General features: G+C 68.9%; 10 protein-coding genes. 7 read left to right on the top strand and 3 right to left on the bottom strand.

Annotated elements, in window-relative coordinates; genetic code table 11:
- Positions 1-76: 76 nt before the first annotated feature.
- Positions 77-2,788, top strand: coding sequence for a TonB-dependent receptor (locus LXT13_RS19620; RefSeq protein ID WP_233373661.1), 2,712 nt, complete (start codon positions 77-79; stop codon positions 2,786-2,788).
- 52 nt (positions 2,789-2,840) lie between these two features.
- On the opposite strand, the gene LXT13_RS19615 is transcribed toward LXT13_RS19620, so the two are convergent.
- Together LXT13_RS19615 and LXT13_RS19610 are read right to left on the bottom strand one after the other, a co-directional pair.
- Entirely contained in the window at positions 2,841-3,485 is a 645-nt protein-coding gene (locus tag LXT13_RS19615; RefSeq protein WP_233373660.1) for a YceH family protein, read from the bottom strand.
- Between the two features lie 6 nt (positions 3,486-3,491).
- On the bottom strand, positions 3,492-4,274 hold the full coding sequence (locus tag LXT13_RS19610) for an SDR family oxidoreductase (RefSeq protein ID WP_233373659.1): 783 nt from the start codon (positions 4,272-4,274) through the stop codon (positions 3,492-3,494).
- Between the two features lie 134 nt (positions 4,275-4,408).
- Here LXT13_RS19610 and LXT13_RS19605 point away from each other — a divergent pair, with 134 nt between their 5' ends.
- The 3 genes from LXT13_RS19605 to LXT13_RS19595 all read left to right on the top strand — a co-directional run bounded on the left by LXT13_RS19605 (position 4,409) and on the right by LXT13_RS19595 (position 9,061).
- A complete protein-coding gene (locus tag LXT13_RS19605) occupies positions 4,409-6,082 on the top strand; it encodes an electron transfer flavoprotein-ubiquinone oxidoreductase (protein ID WP_233373658.1) in 1,674 nt (557 codons plus the stop codon).
- Between the two features lie 107 nt (positions 6,083-6,189).
- Complete coding sequence (locus tag LXT13_RS19600) at positions 6,190-8,214, top strand: prolyl oligopeptidase family serine peptidase (RefSeq protein ID WP_233373657.1); 2,025 nt, start codon at positions 6,190-6,192, stop codon at positions 8,212-8,214.
- 31 nt (positions 8,215-8,245) lie between these two features.
- The gene (locus LXT13_RS19595) at positions 8,246-9,061 is read left to right on the top strand and encodes a DUF72 domain-containing protein (protein WP_233373656.1); all 816 of its coding nucleotides are present in this window, start codon (positions 8,246-8,248) and stop codon (positions 9,059-9,061) included.
- On the opposite strand, the gene LXT13_RS19590 is transcribed toward LXT13_RS19595, so the two are convergent.
- Complete coding sequence (locus LXT13_RS19590; RefSeq protein ID WP_233373655.1) at positions 9,058-9,672, bottom strand: FMN-binding negative transcriptional regulator; 615 nt, start codon at positions 9,670-9,672, stop codon at positions 9,058-9,060. The two genes, LXT13_RS19595 and LXT13_RS19590, sit on opposite strands and share 4 nt — an antisense overlap.
- 38 nt (positions 9,673-9,710) lie before the next feature.
- Here LXT13_RS19590 and fdhD point away from each other — a divergent pair, with 38 nt between their 5' ends.
- The 3 genes from fdhD to LXT13_RS19575 form a co-directional block, all read left to right on the top strand.
- Positions 9,711-10,478, top strand: coding sequence for a formate dehydrogenase accessory sulfurtransferase FdhD (gene fdhD / locus LXT13_RS19585; protein WP_233373654.1), 768 nt, complete (start codon positions 9,711-9,713; stop codon positions 10,476-10,478).
- Between the two features lie 363 nt (positions 10,479-10,841).
- Positions 10,842-12,521, top strand: coding sequence for a ShlB/FhaC/HecB family hemolysin secretion/activation protein (locus LXT13_RS19580; RefSeq protein WP_233373653.1), 1,680 nt, complete (start codon positions 10,842-10,844; stop codon positions 12,519-12,521).
- A gap of 79 nt (positions 12,522-12,600) precedes the next feature.
- On the top strand, positions 12,601-21,725 hold a 9,125-nt coding region (locus LXT13_RS19575; RefSeq protein ID WP_233373652.1), incomplete at its 3' end, for a YDG domain-containing protein.

The following is a 21,725-nucleotide window of genomic DNA, read 5'->3' as shown; positions in this document are numbered from 1 at the left end:
CGAGGCGCGGTTGATGGCGTGCGATGTGGCTGTCCCTAGACTCGGCCCAAACCCTATCCGTGAAGGAGTTCCGTCGATGAAGTCCCCCCGCCCTTCCCGCACCGCCGCCGCTGCCGCCGTGCTCGTCACCCTCGCCTGCTCCGCGCAGGCACAGGACAAGCTCGAGCGCGTCGAAGTCACGGGTTCGGCCATCAAGCGCATCGAGGGCGAGACGGCGCTGCCGGTGCAGGTCATCACGCGGGACGAGATCGACAAGGCCGGTGTGACGACGGCGGCGGAGCTGATCTCGCGCCTGAGCGCCAGCGCGGCCAACCTGACTGATGGCGGCAGCGTGGCCTACGGCGGCTTCCGGGACCAGATGGGCTTCAATGCCGCCAACCTGCGCGGCCTGGGTGTGTCGTCCACGCTGGTGCTGCTGAACGGCCGCCGCGTGGCCAACTTCGCGTCGCCCGGCGACGCGGCCGGTGTGGATCTCAACAGCATCCCGGCAGCGGCGATCCAGCGCGTCGAGGTGCTGCTGGACGGCGCGTCGTCGCTGTACGGCTCGGACGCCATCGGTGGCGTCATCAATTTCATCACCCGCAAGGACTTCACCGGTGCGGAGGTCAGCGCGCTGGCCGGCAACACGACCGAGGGCGGCGGTGGCAACAAGCGCTCCGCGACGCTGGCCGGCGGCTTTGGCGACTACGGCCGCGACGGCTTCAACGTCATGGCCGTGCTGGACGTGCAGAAGACCACCAGCCTGAACGCGTCACGCCGCAAGTTCATTAAGGAGCTGGACATCCCGGGCCGGCTGCCGGACCTGCTGTCCAGCGCCGGCTTCCCCGGCAATATCAAGCTCGACGAGAACCTGGACGGCTCCGAGCAGCGCGACCTGCTGATCGCCGAGGGCTTCAAGGCCAATGGCAAGGACGTCATCAGCAGCTACACGATCAACCCGGCCGCAGCCACCGGTTGCAACCCGCCGGCCACGCTGTACCTGCCGAACGGCATCGGCGGCGTCGATGGCTGCACGTACGACTACATGCGCGACATCGAGCTGTACCCGAAGTCCACGAAGAGCAGCCTGTTCAGCCGCGGCGTGCTCAACCTGGGCGGAGGGCACCAGCTGTTCCTCGAGGCATCACTGGCGCGGGCCCGCACGCTCTACACCGGCACGCCCAACCGCGTTGACGCAGAGATGGACGTTTCGCTGATCCCGTCGCTGAAGAACACGGGTCTAGCCGCCTTCGACGCTGGCGACGAGCGCCGCGTCATCGTCGTGCGCACGCGGCTGCAGGAGGCTGGGCTGCGCACCAGCGAACTGGTGTCGTCCACCAACCGCTTCGTCCTCGGCACGAACGGCGTGCTGGCCGGCTGGGACTACGAATGGGCGCTGAACCACAGCACCAGCAAGGTGTCCGACCGCGACCACCAGGGATATCTGGACGAGAAGATGATCATGGATGGCTTCGCCGACGGCACGTTGAATGCCTTCGGCCCGTCCAGTGCCGCCGGCCTCGCGTTGTACGAGAAGGCCCAGATCCGCGGTGAGGTGCGCCGCGCCACCGGCACGATGGACAGCCTGGACTTCAAGGTGTCCAAGGCGCTGGCGCAGTTGGCCGGCGGTGACCTGGCACTCGCGCTGGGCGGGGAGATCCGCCGCGAGAAGCAGAACTACCACCAGTCCGACGCGCTGAAGCAGGACCTCATCCTGGGCGAGACCTCGCAAGGCCCCGACTCCGACTTCGGCAAGTCGCGCAGCATCGGTGCGGCCTTTGCCGAGATCAGCGCGCCCATCACCCAGCAGCTGGAACTGCAGGGCGCCGTGCGCTATGAGCACTACCAGGTCAGCGGCAGTGCGGTCAGCCCCAAGCTGGGCCTGAAGTACGTGCCCATGCGTGAACTGCTGCTGCGCGCTTCGGTCGGCAAGGGCTTCCGCGCGCCCAGCCTGTCCGACCTCTACCGCCCCGTCACCCAGGGGTCGTCGGCGACGTTGGTGGACCCGGTCTGCCTGGCCGACGATCCGACCAACACCGTCACCGACTGCTCCGACATCTGGACGACGCTGAACTACAGCAACGCCAAGCTCAAGTCCGAGAAGTCGCGCCAGTTCTCCGCCGGCGTCGTGTTCGAGCCGCAGCGCGGCGTCAGCTTCAACGTCGACTACTGGAACATCGAGAAGAGCAACCTGATCAGCACGCTCGGCGTGGACGTCATCCTGGGTAACCTGGACAAGTACGGTTCGCTGGTGCACCGCCGCCCCAATGGCAAGATCGACTTCATCGACCTCGTCAAGGACAACCGCGGCAAGCAGCGCCTGTCCGGCCTGGACTTCGGCGTCGCGCTCAGCGAGCTCAAGACCAGCATCGGCCAGTTCGGCTTTCGCCTGAACGGCACGTTGACGCTGAAGTCCGAGCAGCAGACGGGCGACGGCGACCCGTTCGTCAGCAACCTGGGCGCCTTCATCAACGACGGTGTCGTGCAGCGCTGGCGGCACACGGCCAGCGTCGACTACGACATCGGCCCGCTGTCCTTCACGCTGTCCAACAGCTACCTGTCGCGCTACACCGACCAGCACATCATCGGCAAGGACGACCGCAAGGTGGCGGCCTATTCGCTGTGGAACCTGTCGGCCGCGTGGGAGGCCAGCAAGGCGCTGACGCTGCGCGCCGGCGTGCAGAACCTGTTCGACAAGTCGCCGCCGTTCTCGCAGCAGGCCTGGTTCTTCCTGTCCGGCTACGACCCTAGCTACACCGACCCGCGCGGCCGCTACGCGTACGTCAGCGCGAAGTACAGCTTCCGCTGACCGGCAGACCCGGGCAGCGAAGCGCAGCCCAGCACCGTGGCGGCGATTGCCGTCACGGCGTGATGCCCAGCTCCGCCGCGATGCGGTCCACCAGCTGGCGCAGCGACGCGACCTCGGCACGCAGCGCGGCAATCTCCGCCTTGTGCAGCGCGATTTCCTCGTCCCGCGGCATTGACGCCGCCACGGCCTGCTCGACAGAGGCCACCGGCCCGCACAGCAGGTGCGCCCAGCGCGACTCGCGGGCGCCCGGCGCCTTGGGCAGCTTCACGGCAAACGGCGGCTCGCGCCCAGCCAGCTCCTCCAGGAAGCCTTCCACCGACGACACATCGGCGAAGCGGTGCAGCCGCTCGGTGTTCTGCCGCAGCTCCGCGGCCGTCTGCGGGCCCCGCAGCATCAGCTGCGTCAGCAGCGCCTGCGCCGCACCGGGCACGCCCATGCCGCGGGCGAAGTTGTGCTCGTAGCGCAGCACGCGGTTGCCGCTGACGGTGTTGACGAGGCTCAAGCCCTTCAGCTCCTCGACAGCGGCCAGCACCTCGGCCTCGCCGACGTCCATGACCGGGTCACGCGCGGTCTTCTGGTTGCAGCCGGCGGTCAGCGCATTGGCCGACAGCGGGTAGCTGTCGGGCACGGTGTGCTCCTTCTCGACCAGCACGGCCAGCACGCGGGCCTCAAGGGGGGTCAGGTCTCGCTTCAGCATCGTCGCTCAGACCCCGAATCCGTCGTCCGCCTGGATGACCGCGCCATTGATGAAATGGCTCTCGTTGGCGCACAGCATCAGCAGCGCCGTATCCAGGTCCTTGGGCTGACCCACGCGCTTGCGCGGCAGCAGCTCGATGAGCTTCCTGCCCTGCTCGGTGTCCCAGTGGTGATGGTTGATCTCGGTGTCAATGTAGCCGGGGCAGATCGCGTTGACGTTGATGCCGTACTTGCCCCACTCCAGCGCCATCGCGCGCGTCATGTGGATGACCGCCGCCTTGCTCATCGCATAGACGCCGATCTGGCTCAGCACCCGCAGGCCGGCCATGGACGCGACGTTGACGATGCGCCCGCCGATGAACGTCCCCGGCGCCGCACCGCGGGCCCGCGCCAGCATGCGCTTACCCACCTCCTGCGCCACGAAGAACGCCCCGCGCGTGTTGGTGTCCATCACGTAGTCGTAGTCATTCTCCGTGACGTCGGTCAGACGCTGCGTCGTGCTGACGCCGGAATTGTTGATGAGGATGTCCAGCGTGCCGACCTCGGTCTCGGCGTGGGCCACGGCCGCCTTGATGCTGGACACGTCGGTCACGTCCAGCTGCACGACATGGGCATCACCGCCCTGTCCTTCGATCTCGGCACGCAAGTCCTTGAGCCGCTCCAGCCGCCGCCCCGCCAGCACGACGCAGGCGCCGGCCTGCGACAGCGTGCGCGCGAACTGCGCACCCAGGCCGCTGGACGCACCGGTGATCAAGGCCACGCGGCCTTCGAGGTTGATGGAATAACTCATGGGACTGCCTTGTCGGTGGTTGGCTGCCATCGTACCGGCCTGGAGTCCGCGCACTAAAAAAGCACGACCGTTCGATTTGCGGTGCCGCCTCTCTAGAATCCCGCCCAGTTTTCAAAGTCCCCGGAGCCTCCCGCATGACCCCCGAAGAAATCCTGACCCAGTTCGGCCCCCGCGAGTCCATGGAGTACGACGTGGTCGTCGTCGGCGGCGGGCCGGCTGGGCTGGCCACGGCCATCCGGCTCAAGCAGGTCCGTCCGGACGCCAGCGTCGTCGTGCTGGAAAAAGGCTCCGAGCCGGGGGCGCACATCCTGTCCGGTGCCGTCATGGACCCGCGCGCGCTCACCGAGCTGCTGCCCGACTGGCAGTCGCTCGGTGCACCGCTCAATCAGCCGGTCACGAGCGACGATGTGCTCTTCCTCGGCGAGACCGACAGCACACGCACGCCGGACTGGCTGGTGCCGCGCAACTTTCACAACCACGGCTGCTACGTCGTCAGCCTGTCCGACGTCGTCAAGTGGCTGGCACAGCAGGCCGAGAGCCTGGGCGTCGAGATCTTCCCCGGCTTTGCCGCCGCCGAGGTGCTCTACGACGAACAGGGCCGCGTGAAGGGCGTGGCCACCGGCAACATGGGCCTGGGCAAGGACGGCGAGCCGACCGACCATTTCCAACTGGGCATGGAGCTACTAGGCAAATACACCGTGTTCGCCGAGGGCGCGCGCGGCCACCTGGGCAAGCAGTTGCTGGCCAAGTACAAGCTGACCGAAGGCAAGGACACCCAGACCTTTGCCATCGGCATCAAAGAGCTGTGGGAGATCCCGGCGGACAAGGCCCAGCCCGGCAAGGTCGTGCACACGGCCGGGTGGCCGATGGAAGGAGACACCTTCGGCGGCGGTTTCCTTTACCACCTCGCGGGAAACAAGGTCACGCTCGGCTTCGTCATCGGGCTGGACTACGACAACCCCTACCTGAGCCCGTTCGAGGAGATGCAGCGCTGGAAAACCCACCCGGCCATCCGCGCGCACATCGAAGGCGGCAAGCGCATCGGCTATGGCGCCCGCGCGATCAACAACGGCACGCCGCAGGCGCTGCCCAAGACGGTCTTCCCCGGCGGCGCGCTGATCGGCTGCGACGCGGGCTACCTGAACGCCGCGCGCATCAAGGGCAGCCATGCGGCCCTCAAGAGCGGCATGCTGTGTGCCGAAGCGCTCGCTGACGCACTGGCCGCCGGCCGCGCGCAGGACGAGCTGACGGCCTACCCCGCCGCCTTCGAGACGAGCTGGCTGAACGAGGAACTACAGCAGACGCGCAACTTCAAGCTGTGGTTCAAGAAGGGCAAGACCGCCGGCCAGCTGATGACCGGCATCGAGCAATGGCTGCTGCCCAAGCTGGGCGTGCAAAGCCCGCCATGGACGCTTCATAACCACAAGGCCGACCACGATGCGTTGCGCCCGGCGGCCGAATGCCAGCGCATCGCCTACCCGAAGCCGGACGGCCAGCTGACCTTCGACCGGCTGTCGTCCGTCTTCATCTCCAATACCAACCACGAAGAGAACCAGCCCTCTCATCTGACGCTGAAGAGCGACGCGGTGCCGGTGCAGGTCAACCTCGCGAAGTTTGCCGGCCCAGAGAGCCGCTACTGCCCAGCCGGCGTCTATGAGTTCGTCACCGCGGAAGCCGGCGGCGAGCGGCTGCAGATCAACGCGCAAAACTGCGTGCACTGCAAGACCTGCGACATCAAGGACCCAACCCAAAATATCGTCTGGGTGACGCCCGAAGGCGGCGGCGGGCCTAACTACGCCGGCATGTAGACTTCCTCCCGCAAGCCACGAGCCAGCACCGCCCTCCGGGCGTGCTGGCTCTTTTTTTGCCGCCCGGCCGCAGAGCCGGCGCTCCAACACCCTTCGCTGTCATCCGAATGCGCCCGATACTTTTCGCCCCGCTGCTGCTGGCCGCCTCGCTGTGCCTGCCCCCTGCTGCCGCCCAGACGCCTCTGACCGACACGCCGCCGCCCTTGCAGCCGCTGACGGTCGATGAAGCATTCAGCAGCGCTAGATTCGCTGCGCCGCGCCTGTCGCCCGACGGCCGCTACCTCGCGCTGCTGGCGGCGCGTCGCGGCCGCATGGGGCTGAGCATCTTTGACCTGCAGGAAGGCCGGTACGAATCCCACATCGGCTTTATCGATGCCGACATCGCGCAACCGATGTGGCTGGGCAATGGCCGCCTGCTGTACACGCTGGACCAGCACGGCCAGAGCCGCAAGACCCAGTTGCGCCAAGGTGGCCTCTTCGTCATCAGCCGCGATGGCCAGCAGGAACGCAAGCTGCACGCCACGTTCAACGACTGGGTGAACAGCAGCCGGCGCCGCTACACCTCGATGACGCCGGTCCAAGCCGTGCCTGACAGCGACGAGGAATTCATCGGCCAGTGCAACGACGTCGACAAGGACAGCGTGGACCTCTACCGCGTCAACGCTGCCACCGGTAAACGCCAGCTGCTGACGGCACAGCGGCCCGCGCGCACGATCGACTGGGTGCTGGACCCGCAGCTGGAGCCCCGCGTGGCGATCAGCGACGTGGAGCGCACCACCGAGCGCGTTGTGCATTACCGCGACGCCGACGGCCGCTGGCGCGAGCTGTGGCGCTTCCGCACGGGGCGCGACGATGTGCGCCTGCCCGTCAGCGTCGAGCCCGACGGCAAGCTGCTGGTAGCCACCAACGAAGGCCGCGACACCGTCGCGCTGCGCGAGTACGACCCCGCCAGCGCCCAGTGGGGTGACGTGCTGATCGAGCATCCGAGCTACGACGTGGCCGTGGATGCCTTCGGCGACGACATCGGCGTGCTGCTGCGCAGCGCCAACGGCGAGCTGCTGGGCGTAGAGATGGATACCACGCGCCCCGTCTTCGCGTGGATGGACGAACGGCGCCGGCGGCTGCAGACGCTGGTAGACCAGGCGCTGCCGGGGCGCATCAATGCGCTGCAGTTCTCCGCGTCGTCGCAGGTGTTCGTCAGCTCGCGCTCCGACACCGAAGTCGCGCGTTGGTATCTGCTGGACTCGGTCAGCGGGCGGCTGAGAGAGGTGCTCAACGTGCAGCCCGGCCTCGACGCGCGCCGCGTGCCGGCCACCGAGACGCTGGCGCTGCGCACGCGCGACGGCCTGCCGCTGTCGGCGCACGTACTGCGGCCGCCGCAGGCCTCCCCCGCTGCGCCGCTGCCCACCATCGTCATCGTGCACGGCGGGCCATGGGTCCGAGGCGCGACCTGGGGTGATGCCGACGGCGACATGGCCATGGCCCGCTGGCTGGCGTCGCGCGGTTACCAGGTGCTGCTGCCGAGCTTCCGGGGCAGCACCGGTTTCGGCAAGCGGTTCGCGCTGGCGTCACGGGGCCAGATAGGCCTGGCGATGCAGGACGACGTCGATGACGCGCTGGACGCGCTGATCCAGCGCGGCGTCGCCGACCCGCAGCGCCTGTGCATCATGGGCGCCAGCTACGGCGGCTACGCCAGCCTGATGGCCGTCGCTCGGACCCCGGACCGCTACCGCTGCGCCGTGGCTAGCTTTCCGGTCTCGGACCTTGCGCGGCAGCTCACGTCGGACTGGGGCGACCTGTCACGGCACCACGAGGCCCGTGCGCTGTGGATCGACATGACGGGCGACCCCGTGAAGGATAAGGCCGCTCTGGACGCGGTGTCGCCGCGCTACCTGGCGTCGCGCATCAAGGCCAGGGTCATGATCGTGGCCGGTCAGCACGACCAGCGCACGCCGCTGGAGCAGGCCGAGTTCATGCGCGATGCGCTCAGGCGCGCCGGCAACGAGCCCTTGTGGCTCGCGAAGTTCGGCGAAGGCCATGGTTTCAGCCTGCGGTCCAGCCACCAGGAGATGCTGGACATGCTCGAACCGTTCCTCGCCGAACAGCTTGCACCGCTGAAGCCACACCGATAGATTCGCGCCACCCAACCGCCCAGGAGGCAGCGTGAGCGAAGGAAAGATCCGTGTCGGCATCGGTGGCTGGAACTTCGAGCCCTGGCGGGACAACTTCTATCCCAAGGGCTGGCCGCAGGCGCGCGAGCTTGCATACGCAAGCCAGCGGCTCACCGCCATCGAGATCAACAGCACTTACTACGGTGCGCAGAAGCCGGCCACGTTCGCGAAATGGCGGCACGAGACGCCGGACAGCTTCGTCTTCTCGCTGAAGGCCATCCGCTTCGCCACGCAGCGGCGCGTGCTGGCCGAGGGTGCGGAGTCGATCCGACGTTTCATCGATTCGGGCATCGCCGAGCTGGGCGACAAGCTCGGCCCCATCGTCTGGCAGCTTGCGCCCAGCCACAAGTTCGACGCTGCCGACCTGACGGCTTTCCTGGAGCTGCTGCCGCCGAGCGTCGACGGCCTGGCGCTGCGCCACGCGCTGGATGTCCGACATGACAGCTTCCAATGCGCGGACTACCTGGCTCTGGCCCGCCAGTTCAACGTGGCGACAGTCTTCACCGAGTCCGACGATCACCCGCCCATCGCCGACGTGACCGGTGACTTCGTCTACACGCGCATCATGCGCACTCACACCGACGAACCGCTGGGCTGCAAGCCCGACGTTTTTCCCCAGCTCGCCGCTGCTGCACACGCCTGGGCAGCGGGTAGCGAGCCGGAGGGCGTGCCCCGCATCGAACCCTCAACGGGTGGCACCGGCCGACCGCGGGACGTGTTCGTCTACTTCATCAGCGGCGCAAAGGAGCGCGCGCCACACGCGGCGATGGCGCTGCGGCGGGCGTTGGGCGAGGCGGTCGAGGCCTAGCCGCCCAGCCTCGTCATCCAGTCCGCCACGGCACGCTCATCGCCGCGCGTCGATACCGCTAGCGCCTCGCGGATGCGTTCGCGCTCGACAGCAGCGCGGTTCTGGCTGAGCTTGAGTTTCAGCTCCCAACGGGTCACATGGATGCGAAAGCCCACGATGGCGCCCAGCAGCTTGTACTGGTAGTCCTCCGGCAGGCCGCGCCACTGTTCGGAGTAGTCGGGCTCGAACTGCCCGATCAGGCGCTTGAGCAGCGCGTCCTTGTCGGCGGCGCCGTCGATCAACACCACATCGCCATAGGCGTGCAGTGCCGCGTAGTTCCATGTCGGCACGTTCTTCACCGACTCGTAGTGCCGCGGGCTCACGTAGGCGCTCGGTCCGCTGAAGACAGCCAGCACGCGCCGCTGCGCCTGCAGCCAGCCCCAATGCGGATTCGCGCGGGCCATGTGGCCTTCCAGCACGAGGCCATCGCCGGGCACGGCGACCAGCGGCACATGCGTGCCGAAGCTCTCGCCCTGCGCGTCCGGGCCCACGAGCAAGGCCAGCGGATGCTCGGCGATGAGCCGCAGCGCATGGCCGATGTCGGTGTCGTTGAAATGGGCGGGAAGGTACACGGCGGCTCCGGCGGAATGACGCTCCTATCATCGCCGCCATGGACCAGGACTTCGCACCGCTGCTGACACTGCAACCGCTGAACACGCCCGCCGAAGAGACCGTCGCCGTCGAGGTGCCGGTGGCGCTGACGGTCAACGGCATCTCGCAGGCCGTCATGCTCGCGACGCCAGCGGACCTGGAGGACTTCGCGCTGGGTTTCGGCCTCGCGGAGGGCTGGGTCGGCAAGCGGCAGGAGCTGCTGGACGTAGAGGTGGACCTACGGCCCGAAGGCATCGAGCTGGCGTTGACGGTGACCGCCGCTTGCGAGCAGCGGCTGAAGGTGCGGCGGCGCACGCTGGCCGGCCGCACCGGCTGCGGGCTGTGCGGCGTGGAAAGCCTGGCGCAGCTCGGTGCTCTACAGCCCGCGGCGGTCACGGTGCCGACGCTCGCGCCCGGCGCTCTCGACCATGCGCTGGCCGCCTTGCGCGACGCACAGGTATTGAACGCCCACTGCGGCGGCCTGCACGCGGCAGCCTGGTGCCGGCCGAGCGGCGAGGTCGTGCTGGTGCGCGAGGACGTGGGCCGCCACAACGCGCTGGACAAGCTGGTTGGCGCCCTCGCCCGCCGCGACGCCGACCGGCACGACGGCTTCGTGCTGATGTCCAGCCGCGCCAGCTTCGAATTGGTCCACAAGACCGCCATGGCGGGCGCGGGGCTGCTGGCCTGCATGTCCGCGCCCAGCAGTCTGGCCATTGCGACGGCGCGCGGCCTGGGCCTGCAGCTGTGGGCCTTCGTTCGCCCCGGCCGAGCCACGCGTTACGCCTGACACGCCGCACCCCGCAAGAGGGGTTGCCATGCCCCGGAACCGGACCGATGCGGGCGCGCCACGCTGGGCTGAACGAGCCTGAAGACCCGGCAATCTGCCACCACTTTCGCCCCTTTACCGGCTTGCCGGCGCATGAAGCGCAGGACTAGGATGGGTTCGCCAAGTTACAGAACTAGGGCGGCATGACCGCCGGTCCGGCGAACAACCTGTTTGCAGATCGGCACCGGCCAGCATCGGAACAGGGAGCGGATCTCAAGCCAAGCCCGGCTAGCGCGCCGTGTTCGGCCGTCGTGCCTTCCCTGTCCGTGGCCTCGGTCATGCGGCTCCAAAGAAACGGAGACGCAAATGCATCGAGCCCGACGAGTGCTCACCCCCGTGGCCGCCACACTCGCCGTGCTGCTGGCGCCTCCGTTGCGCGCGCAGACACCACCGACCGGCGAAGACCTGCTGAGGGAGGCCGAGAAGGCCACGTCCCGGCCGCGGCCATCGGGCCTGCCCGCGCCACCGGCGCCCAGACCGTCCCAGGTGGCACCGGGCGTCGGTGTCATCGTGCAGCGCTTCGACGTGCAGGGCGCGCAGCTCCTCGATGCCGAGGCCTTGCAGACGGTGCTCCAGCCGTGGGTGGGCCAGAAGCACGACCTGGCCTCGCTGCGGCGTGCCGTGGACGCCATCGTCGAGGCCTACCAGCAGCGCGGCTACCTGGCGCGCGCCTGGCTGCCGGAGCAGGAGGTGCGCGACGGTGTGGTGCGCATCCAGGTGGCCGAGGGTCGGCTGTCGGCGGTGCGCATCGAGAACCGCGGCGCCCCGCGCGCGCTGGCCGAGGCACGGGCGCGCGACTACCTGCTGGCCCGCCAGAAGGAAGGCGAGCCGCTGCGGACGGACGACGTGCAGCGCGCCATCACGCTGCTGAACGAGACGCCCGGCATGCGCGCGGCATCGGTGCTGGAGCCGGGTGACAAGGCCGGCGACACACGCCTTGTCGCCGCGCTGACCGACGCGCCGCTGCTGACCGGCAACGCGATGGTGGACAACACCGGCTCCCGCGCCACGGGCGAGGCCCGCGTTGCCGTGAACCTGGCGCTGAACGGACCGCTGGCTCAGGGCGACCAGTGGTCGCTGGCCACCTTCGGCAGCAAGGACTCAACCTACGGCCGCGCGGCGGTGTCGCTGCCGCTGGGCAGCGACGGGCTAAGGGGCACGCTGCAGACCTCCGGCCTGCATTACGGCTACGACCTGAACACCGTGCGCTACGCCGGCAACGCCAGCACGCTGGGTGGCCTGCTGAGCTACCCGCTGCAGCGCAGCACCGAGCGCAACGCCAGCCTGCAGCTCGCGGCCGAGCGCAAGCATTTCAAGAATCTCGTAGCCGGCGTGGAGCTGAGCCGCAAGCGCATCGACCTGATGACGCTGTCCTTCAACCTGGACCGGCGTGACGACTGGGGCGGCGGCGGTGTCTGGATGGTGGCTGCGCAGGCCGTGGTCGGCAAGCTGGACCTGTCGGACAACGCCGCCGACCTGGCCAGTGACCAGTTGCCCGGCGGCCCGCGCCGCAACGGCCATTTCGGCCACTTCAACGCCACGCTGACGCGGCTGCAGCGGCTGGATGCGCAGCAGACGCTGACCCTGTCAGGTGCCGCGCAGAAAGCCAGCAAGAACCTGGACCCGTCGGAGAAGTTCCAGCTCGCCGGTCCCTACGCAGTGCGCGCCTACAGCACGTCGGAGCCCAGCGTGGACTCCGGCCTGCTGCTGAACATCGACTGGAAGTTCAAGTTCTCGCCGGCCTGGGCGGTGAGCCTGTTCCACGACCAGGGCATGGGCTGGCGCGACGAGGACCCTAACCTCGCAACGCAGCAGCCCAACCGCTTCCACCTGAGCGGCTCGGGCGTGGAGCTCACGTGGGAGGCGCCGGGCGGCGTGACGGCGCGTGCGGCGCTGGCCCACCGCCACGGGCGCAACCCCACGCGCAACCCGGTGACGCAACAGGACGCCGACGGCACGCGCAAGGAGACCCGCGCACTGCTGTCCCTGTCCAAGTTTTTCTGAGACGGCCGGCCTTCCCCTGCCCGCCCGCCCTCGCTAGCAATCGTTGAGGTTTGACATGAAAAACCGTGGTCCTGGTTCGATGAACCGTGCGTTCCGTCTGGTGTGGAGCGACGCTGCCGGCGGCTTTGTCGCCGTGGCTGAACTCGTCAGCGGGCGCGGCAAGGGCCGCGCCGGCGCCGCCAAGGCTGTGGCCAGCGTTGCGCTGGCGGGCGCGGCGCTGTCGGCCTGGGGCCAGGCCACGCCGCCGCCCACCACGGCGCTGCCGCAGGGCGGCAGCGTGACGCAGGGTCAGGCGCAGTGGGCGCAGAACGGCAACCGCCTGGACGTCACCCAGGGCAGCGCCAAGGCGGCCATCAACTGGCAGCGCTTCGACATCGGTGCACAGGCCGAGGTGCGCTTCCTGCAGCCCAACGCCAACTCGGTCGCCTTAAACCGGGTCGTCGGCGGCAACTTGTCGCAGGTGTTCGGCAAGCTCTCGGCAAACGGCCAGGTGCTGCTGGTCAACCCGAACGGCATCGTCTTCGGCCAGGGCTCGCAGGTGGACGTGGGCGGGCTCGTCGCATCGACGATGAACCTCTCGGACGAGGACTTCTTGGCCGGCCGCCTGCGCTTCACGCGCGGCAGCAGCACGGCCAGCGTCGTCAACCAAGGCACGCTGACGGCTGCCGACGGCGGCTATGTCGCATTGCTGGCCCCCGAGGTGCGCAACGAAGGCGTCATTAGCGCCCGCCTGGGGACGGTAGCGCTGGCCGGCGGCGACGCGGTGACGCTGAACTTCGACGGCTCGCAGTTGCTGGGCATCAAGGTCGACCCGAGCACGCTGGACACGCTGATCGAGAACCGGCAGGCCCTGGTGGCCGACGGCGGCCAGGTCATCCTCGCCGCGGGCGCCGCGCGCCAGCTGCTGCAGCAGGCCGTGGCCGGGGGCAGCAGCGCCAGCCAGATGGTGGAGCAGGACGGGGTCGTGCGCCTTGTCAGCACCTCGGGCAGCATCGCGGCCGCTGGCGGCCGGGTGTCGATCAGCGGGGGCAACGTGGACGTCAGCGGCGCCATCACCGCACGCGACGGCGGCAGCATCCAGCTGCAAGGCGAGTACGTCGGCCAGTCGGCGCGGCTGGACGTGTCGTCCAGGACCGGTCACGGCGGTGCGGTGCAGGTGCAGGCGGAGACCGTCGTGCAGACGGCGCAGGCCGCCATCGTCGCCGACGGCGCCACGGCCGGCGGCCGCATCGCCGTCACCGGCAGCACGGGCGCCAACAGCAGCGCCACGATCTACAGCTCCGCGCAGTTCAGCGCGCAATCCAGTGCAGGCCGCGGCGGCAGCATCGACCTGACTGCGGCCAGCGTGCAGCTGCGTGCCGCGACGCTGGATGCCAGCGGCACCCTGGGCGGTCGGCTACGCGTCGGCGGCGGCTTCCATGGCGCCGACGCCGACCTCGGCAACGCGACGACCGTGGGCATCAACGCCGCCACCGTGCTGCGCGCCGATGCGAACGGTGCGCGGGGCGACGGCGGCCAGATCGTCGTCTGGTCCGACGCCAAGACGCTGTTCGCCGGCAGCCTCAGCGCCCGGGGCGGCACGCTGGGCGGCGCCGGAGGCCAGGCGGAGGTGTCGGGCAAACAGGATCTGATCTTCCAGGGCCTGGCCGACCTTTCCAGCCGGGACGGCCGCAACGGCCAGCTGCTGCTGGACCCACGCAACATCCTCGTCGACAACGCCTCCACTGCGCTCGCGACGCTGGACCTGAGCGACCCCACACCCACGACGACGAACGGCTTCGGCAGCACCGTTCAGGTCCTGGGAAACGGCAACGCCGTCATCACCTCCCCCACGGCCAACACCGGCGCCACCACGGCCACCGGCGCCGCCTACCTGTTCAACAGCAGCACCGGCGCGCTGCTGGCCAACCTGCGCGGCCCCAGCGCCAACGACAAGATCGGCAGCGGCGGCATCAAGGTGCTTGGCAACGGCAACTACCTGGTGCTCAGCCCCGACTTCGGCACCATCACCAACAGGACCGTCACTTCCTACGACTCGCAGGACAGCAGCGGCTCCGCCGCCTCGCCCGCCGCCAGCCGCGCCTATGCGCTGGTGGACAACACCACCGCGTCGGCCGGCGCCATCACGTGGCAGAGCCAGACGGGCAGCGGCTCGCACACCGTCGGCTCCGGCAACAGCCTGGTCGGCAGCACGTCCAACGTCGACAGCCTGGTCCGCTACACCTACAGCGGCCTCACGGTCAACAACGCCGGCTCGGTCACCGTCACGGCCAACGACCGCGTGGGAGGCGGTGACCAGCTGGATGCCGGTGGCTCCAACGTTGTGCGGCCCGGCACCACCATCACGGAGCTGACCGACGGCAACCTCGCCATCGGCGTGCCGACCTGGTTCAACGGCCGCGGCGCCGTGGCCTGGATGGATGCCAGCACCGGCCAGCTGGCCGGTGGCGCCTCCGGTGGCGCGATTTCCAGTAGCACCGCACTGCTCGGCAGCTCCCCCAACCGCACGCAGGCCCCCGTGGACGCCGCCGCCAGCGACAGCAGCAAGAAGGTCTACGTGCTGGGGCAGCGCACGCCCTACAACCCGGCCTACACGCCGGTGGACCTGGAGCGCTTCGGCACCGCGTCGCTGCCCTACCAGTACAGCGACGGCGGCACGAACCGGCGCACCACGACGCCCGGCGCCGCCGGCGACCTCGTCGGCCAGCTCGTCACGCCGCTGCCGGGTGGCGGCTACGTCATCAACTCGCCGCTGTGGACCAACGGCAGCGCCACCTACGCCGGTGCTGTCACTTGGGTCAGCGCCGGCGGCCTGGTGGGCACCATCGGCACCAACAACAGCCTGGTGGGCAGCAGCGCCTACGACTTCGTCGGCAGCGGTGGCGTCAAGCAAGTCGGCCTCACCGGTCAAAACTATGTGGTCGTCAGCCCCTACTGGAGCGGCAACGGCAACACCGCAGCCGGGCGCTTCTTGGAGAACAGCCCCAACGGCGCGGTCACGTGGGTGGATGGCAGCAATGGCCAGCCATTCGGCGTCGGCGCCACAAACGCGGCGGTCAGCGCGTCCAACAGCCGCATCGGCGATGCTGGTGACGGCATCGGCGCCTACTCGCTGGGCGACAGCTCGCTGTACTCCAGCTACGACTACAACGGCAGCACGCTCATCACGACCAGCACGACCCGCAAATCCGGCGCGCTCTCCGGCGGTGTGCGCGTGCTGAGCAATGGCAACTACCTGATCGACGCGACGACCTGGACCGGCAGCGCCGGCGCCGTCGGCTTTGGTGATGGCGCGATCGGCACGGCAGGCGTGGCGACGTCGTCCAACAGCCTGGTGGGCTCCACCGGCAGCGACCAGGTCGGCCAGTTCATCGTTGAGCTGGCGGGTGGCAACTACGCCGTGGTCTCGCCCAACTGGGACAACGGCGCCGCCGCCAACGCCGGCGCGGTGACGTGGGGCAGCGGCACGGCGGGCCGCACCGGTGCCGTCGGCAGCGGCAACAGCCTGGTCGGCTCGGATGCCTACGAAGCCGTCGGCTCTGGCGGCGTGCTGGCGGTGGGAGCCACGGGCGCCAACGGCCTGCGCAGCAACTACATCGTGCTGAGCCCGCAATGGGGCAACCGCAGCAGCGCTGCTCAGACCACGGTGGCCTACGGTGCCGTGACCTGGGTGGACGGCAGCAACGGACAGCCCTTCGCCGCCGGCAGCACCGGCGCGGCGGTATCGTCAAGCAACAGTCTCGTCGGCAACCATGCGGGCGACTACGTCGGCAGCGTGCACTATGGCGACCACCGTGGCTACGGCGCCTACAGCTCCAACAGCAATGGCATCTACTACAGCTCGATCGGCAACTGGGATGCGCAGCTGACGTCCGCGGTCGCCGTGCTATCCGACGGCAGCTACGTTGCGCGCAGCCCCAATTGGGACAGCGGCAAGGGCGCGGTCACGCTCGGCAGCGGCAGCACAGGCCTGGCTGGCAACATCAGTGCCAGCAACAGCCTGGTGGGCACCACGTCCGACGTGACGAGCCTGTCCACCACCAACCAGACCCGCGGCGGCATTGCCTGGACGGACGCCACCACCTACCTGACCACGACGGGCGACCACATCGGCCTGCTGGGCGGTGCGCTCAACGGCGGCAGCTACCTCGTCGTCAGCCCGTTCTGGGGCTCTGGCAAGGGCGCCGTCTCGTGGCTGGGCAGCGGCAACAGCACCGGCACCGTCAGCAGCAGCAACAGCCTGGTCGGCAACACAGCCGACACCTTCAACAACGGCAACCACACGGCCATCACCGCCGTGGGCGACCGGCTGGGCACGCTGGCAACGACGGCCTGGGCGACGCCCACGGTGTCCTCCGGCACGATTGCCGGTCAGCCGGTCACCACGACCCTCACGCGCCCGGTCGGCCCCTATGTCGCGACGGCTTCCACCGCCACCTTCGGCAGCGACTACTCGGTACCGACGCCGCAGCCGCTGTCCTTGCTGATCGACGTCTACGGCATCACCACCGGCTTCGTGCTCAACGTCACGCCGATCTACCAGCAGCTGACCAACGGCAACGTGCTGGTGGCCAGCCCCAACTGGAACAACACCGGCGCGGCTCAGGCGGGCGCGGTGACCTGGATGAACGGCAGCAACGGCCAGCTAGCCAGTGGCGCTAGCGGCGGCGTGCTGTCGGCCAGCAACAGCTTGGTCGGCAGCCACGCAGGCGACTACATCGGCTTTCGCCTGCCCATCGACGGCGTGACAGAGCTGACGAACGGCAACTTCGTGCTGTCCAACTCGCAGTGGTACAGCGAGCGCGGCGCCGTCACCTGGGGCAGTGGCACGGCCGGCGTGACCGGCACGATCTCGGCCAGCAACAGCATGGTCGGCACGACGCCCTCCACCAGCGTGCAACAACCGACGGGCAACCAGAAGCTGCTCGGCATGACCGACTCGGCCGACTACATCTACCGCTACATCGAGGGAAAGGGCTTCAACTACGACTGGCCCGACCGTGTGACGACGATGGACGGCGACCGCTTGGGATGGGGCGGCGTGAAGGCGCTGGCCGACGGCAACGCCGTCGTGGCCTCGCCGTTCTGGGCCTCCTCGGCCGCGTGGGACCAGTTCTCGGCCCCGGCCTCCAAGGGCGCGGCCACGTGGATCAACGGCGGCACCGGCCAGCTCAAGGACGGCAGCCCGGGTGGCGCGGTCAGCGCCACCAATTCGCTGGTGGGCGCCGTGGCGGGTGACGCAGTTGCCTACTCGGCCTACATCGATCCCAACTCTGCCCAGCACTTCGCCTTTGGCGGCATCACGACGCTGGCCGGTGGCCGCTACGCCATCGTCAGCCCCTGGTGGTCCAACGGTTCGGCCACCGGCGCAGGCGCGGTCACGTTCGGCGGCACGGGCGGCGTCTCGGGCACCGTGTCGACCAGCAACAGCCTGGTCGGTTCGTCGACCGGCGACCACATCGGCATGGCCACCTCGCTGTATGACAGCTACCTGGGCACCAGCTCGGTGATCAGCGGCGTGGCGGCAGTGACGACCAACGGCCAAACCAACTACGTGGTGCGCTCCAGCCACTGGACCAACACCGCCGACCGAAGCGCCGGCGGCGCGGGAGCCGGAGCGGTCACCTGGGTCGACGGCTCTACCGGCCACGCCTACGGGGAGTCCTCCACCGGTGCCGCCGTCAGCGCCAGCAACAGCCTGGTGGGCAATGCCGCAGGCGACGGCGTCGGCGCCAACTACGTGGCGCTGACCCGCAACGGCACGGCCACCGGCGACCTGCTGTTCATGAGCGCGCTGGACTACTGCGGCATCGACGGCTACGGTGCCGTCACGCTGCTGTCCGGCGCTCAGGGCGCGGCCGGCCAAGTGAGCTGGCGCAACAGCATCCTGGGTATCGCACAGACCAGCCTGGGGCAAAACACGTCCACCGTGGGCGTTGGTACGTTGACCAGCGATATCCGGGTCGCCATGCTGCCCACGGCCGTCACCAGTGCAGAGCGCGTCGCCTACAGGCCCTTGATCTGGGCTGCGCCGAACGGCTCGTCCGGCAATAACAGCAACCATGTCTACGCCGCGACGCTGGTCGATGAAAGCGCCTCCGGCGGCAGCATCGTCACGCCCATCCATAACGCCGGCGGCGCCAACTGGAACGGCAGCCGCTTCGTGCCCGATGGCAGCGCCTACACTGCCAGTGGCGGCAGCACGTCAACCGGGCTGCTGGGCTTCTCGGCCAACCCGTCGACCGACATCGTCATCACGCCGTCTGCCATCACCGGCATGCTCAACGCCGGCACAGGCGTCACGCTGCAGGCCAACAACGACATCCGTGTGGCCCGCGCCATCACCACCTCGGCCAGCGGCGCCGGTGGCAGCCTCACGCTGGAGGCGGGTCGCAGCGTCTACGTCGACGCCAGCATCACTACCGACAACGGCAATCTCACCCTGATTGCCAACCAGGGCGTGGCCCAGGGCGTCGTGGATGCGAACTGCAGCAGCTGCGTGTCCGAGATCGTCCAGCGTGCCGGCACCACGCTGGATGCCGGGACTGGCCAGGTGGCCATCACGCTGAAGAAGTCGACCGACAAGACCAGCAACGCCGCCGGCGACATCGTGCTGGCCAACGTCAACGGCGCTGGCATCGCGGTCACCAATGCCGGCCTCAATGGCAGCAGCCAGGGCCGCGGCGTGCGCTTCCAGGGCGGCGCCGTCATTGGCGGGGCCGGCACTCAGTCGCTGGTCTTCCAGGTCGGCGGCTACACAGCCCAGGGCGGCGGCCTGCTGCTGGCGGGTGACACTCAGCTTGTCGGTACCAGCACCGGGACCCTGCAGGTGGCCGCTGCCGACCCGACGCTGACGGCCGCTATTGGCGGCAACAACAACGGCTTCGGCATCACAACCGGCCAGATCGGCGCCGTCATCCAGCAGTCCAGCGGTTTCACCGACCTGAAGTTCGGCCGCACCGACCAGAGCGGTGCGACCAGCATCAGCACGCTGGACTTCACGCAGGCCAGCATGAAGCGCGGCGGCGCCACGCTGGACGCCGACGTCAGCCTGCTGGGTGGCTCGGGCGGCGTGCCCCTGGGCGGCAACATCGCTTCCGGCGAGGCGACCGGGCGCCGGCTGGCGCTGCAGGCCAATGGCGGCACGCTGGCGCTGGGCAACAACACGGTGACGGCCAGCACCGGCGTGCTGGAACTGGCGACCGGCACATCCGGCACCATCACGCAAGGCGCCTCAGGCACCGTCAGCGCCAACCAGCTGATCCTCAGCGGCACCGGCACGGCCACACTCAACGGCAGCGGCAACGCCGTCGGCACCGTGGCTGGCCAACTGGGCTCCGGCACGCTGACGAACGCCGCCACCAGCCTCACCGTCGGCAGCGTGGACGGCGTCGACGGCCTGAGCTTCACCAGCGGCGGCACGGTGCGGGCCGCAGGCGCCAGCAGCGACGTGGTGCTGAACAAGACGCTCAGCACCGGCTCGAACGACCTCATCGTGGCCGCCGGCCGCAACTTCGTCAACAACCTCCCCACCGACACCGGCCTGAGTGTGGGCAGTGGCCGCTACCTCGTCTACTCCACGTCGCCCTCGGCCACCACGGAGGGGATGAGCAGCTACAGCAAGCGCTACAACCTGAGCTACAGCTCGTCACCGGGCAGCGGCAACTGGTTCGTCTACAGCACGGCACCCACGCTGACTGTGTCGGTGGGCTCCGGTTCGTCCATCACCTACGGCGACTCGGGCGCTGCCCCCGGCGTCATCATCACCGGCTTTATCGACGGCGACACGCAGGGCTCCGCCACCACCGGCAGCCTGAACTTCACGAGCAGCAGCTACGCGCCGTCAAGCGCCGGCTTCATGCCAGCAGGTACCTACACCGTCAACCTGACCGGCCAGGGCACGTTCGCGTCGTCTCTCGGCTATCAGATCACCGTCAACACCGGCAGCAGCAACTTCACCGTCAACCCCAAGTCCATCAACGTGAGCGGCCTGACAGCGGCCAACAAGGTCTATGACGGCACAACCACCGCCCAGGTCAGTGGCGGGGCGTCCATCAGCGGTGGCGGCGTCAACGCCAGCGACGGCAAGGCGCTGAACGGTGACGACGTGTACATCTCCGGCACGGCCACCGGTGCCTTCGCCGACCGCCACGCCGGCACAGGCAAATCCGTCACGCTGGCTGGGCTGACGCTCGGCGGCGCCGACGGAGGTAACTACACCATCAGCGCCGGCTCCGTGCAGGCCAACATCACGCCCAAGGCGCTGACGGCCAGCGGCCTGACGGTCGCAGCCAGCCGGTCCTACAACGGCGGCGTCGTGGCCACGCCCATCGGCACCGCCGCGTTGCTGACAACGGAGACGGCTGGCAGTGGGAGCACGGCCGACGGCAAGCCGTACTCTCTGGACACCGTGTCCCTCAGCGGCACCGCCACAGCGACCTACAACAGCAGCCAGGTGGCACTGGCTTCGCAGGTGCAGTTCGGTGGCCTGACGCTCAGCGGCGCCAACGCCGGCAACTACACGCTCACGGCGGGCACACAGGCCGCGACGATCACCCCGAAGGCCCTGACGGTGACCGGCACAACCGTCGCCAACAAGGTCTACGACGGGCTCACCACCGCCTCGCTCAGTGGCGGCAGCCTGGTGGGGATCGTCGGCGGCGACGCCGTCACGCTGACGCAGGCCGGCAGCTTTGTCGACAAGAGTGCCGGCACCGCCAAGGCCGTCACCGCCGCCGATACGTTGGGCGGCACCGACGCCAGCAACTACAGCATCACGCAGCCCACCGGCCTCACGGCCGACATCACGCCCAAGGCACTGACCGTCACCGGCACGATAGCTGCCAACAAGGTCTACGACGGCGTGCTGCTCGCCTCGCTCTCGGGCGGCAGCCTCGTCGGCATCGTCGGCAGCGACACCGTCACGCTGACCCAGGTCGGCAGCTTTGCCGACAAGAACGTCGGCACCGCCAAGGCCGTCACAGCCGCCGACACGCTGGGCGGCACCGACGCGGGCAACTACAGCGTCACGCAACCTACCGGCCTCTCCGCCGACATCACGCCCAAGGCGCTGACCGTCACCGGCAGCACCGTCGCCAACAAGGTCTACGACGGCCTCACCACAGCCTCGCTGACCGGTGGCAGCCTCATCGGCATCGTCGGCAGCGACACCGTCACGCTGACCCAGGTCGGCAGCTTCGTCGA

The sequence above is a fragment of the Pelomonas cellulosilytica genome (genome assembly GCF_021353265.1).
Lineage (GTDB): Bacteria > Pseudomonadota > Gammaproteobacteria > Burkholderiales > Burkholderiaceae_C > Pelomonas > Pelomonas cellulosilytica.
The sequence above is the reverse complement of the archived record's forward strand: the minus strand, read 5'-3'. Positions and strand labels throughout refer to the sequence as shown.

What these genes read in the sequence shown, in the direction of transcription:
- fdhD (WP_233373654.1), top strand. Translation starts at nt 9,711, where the DNA reads ATGGACCAGGACTTCGCACCGCTGCTGACACTGCAACCGCTGAACACG.
- LXT13_RS19620 (WP_233373661.1), top strand. Translation starts at nt 77, where the DNA reads ATGAAGTCCCCCCGCCCTTCCCGCACCGCCGCCGCTGCCGCCGTGCTC.
- LXT13_RS19610 (WP_233373659.1), bottom strand. Translation starts at nt 4,274, where the DNA reads ATGAGTTATTCCATCAACCTCGAAGGCCGCGTGGCCTTGATCACCGGT.
- LXT13_RS19615 (WP_233373660.1), bottom strand. Translation starts at nt 3,485, where the DNA reads ATGCTGAAGCGAGACCTGACCCCCCTTGAGGCCCGCGTGCTGGCCGTG.
- LXT13_RS19605 (WP_233373658.1), top strand. Translation starts at nt 4,409, where the DNA reads ATGACCCCCGAAGAAATCCTGACCCAGTTCGGCCCCCGCGAGTCCATG.
- LXT13_RS19600 (WP_233373657.1), top strand. Translation starts at nt 6,190, where the DNA reads ATGCGCCCGATACTTTTCGCCCCGCTGCTGCTGGCCGCCTCGCTGTGC.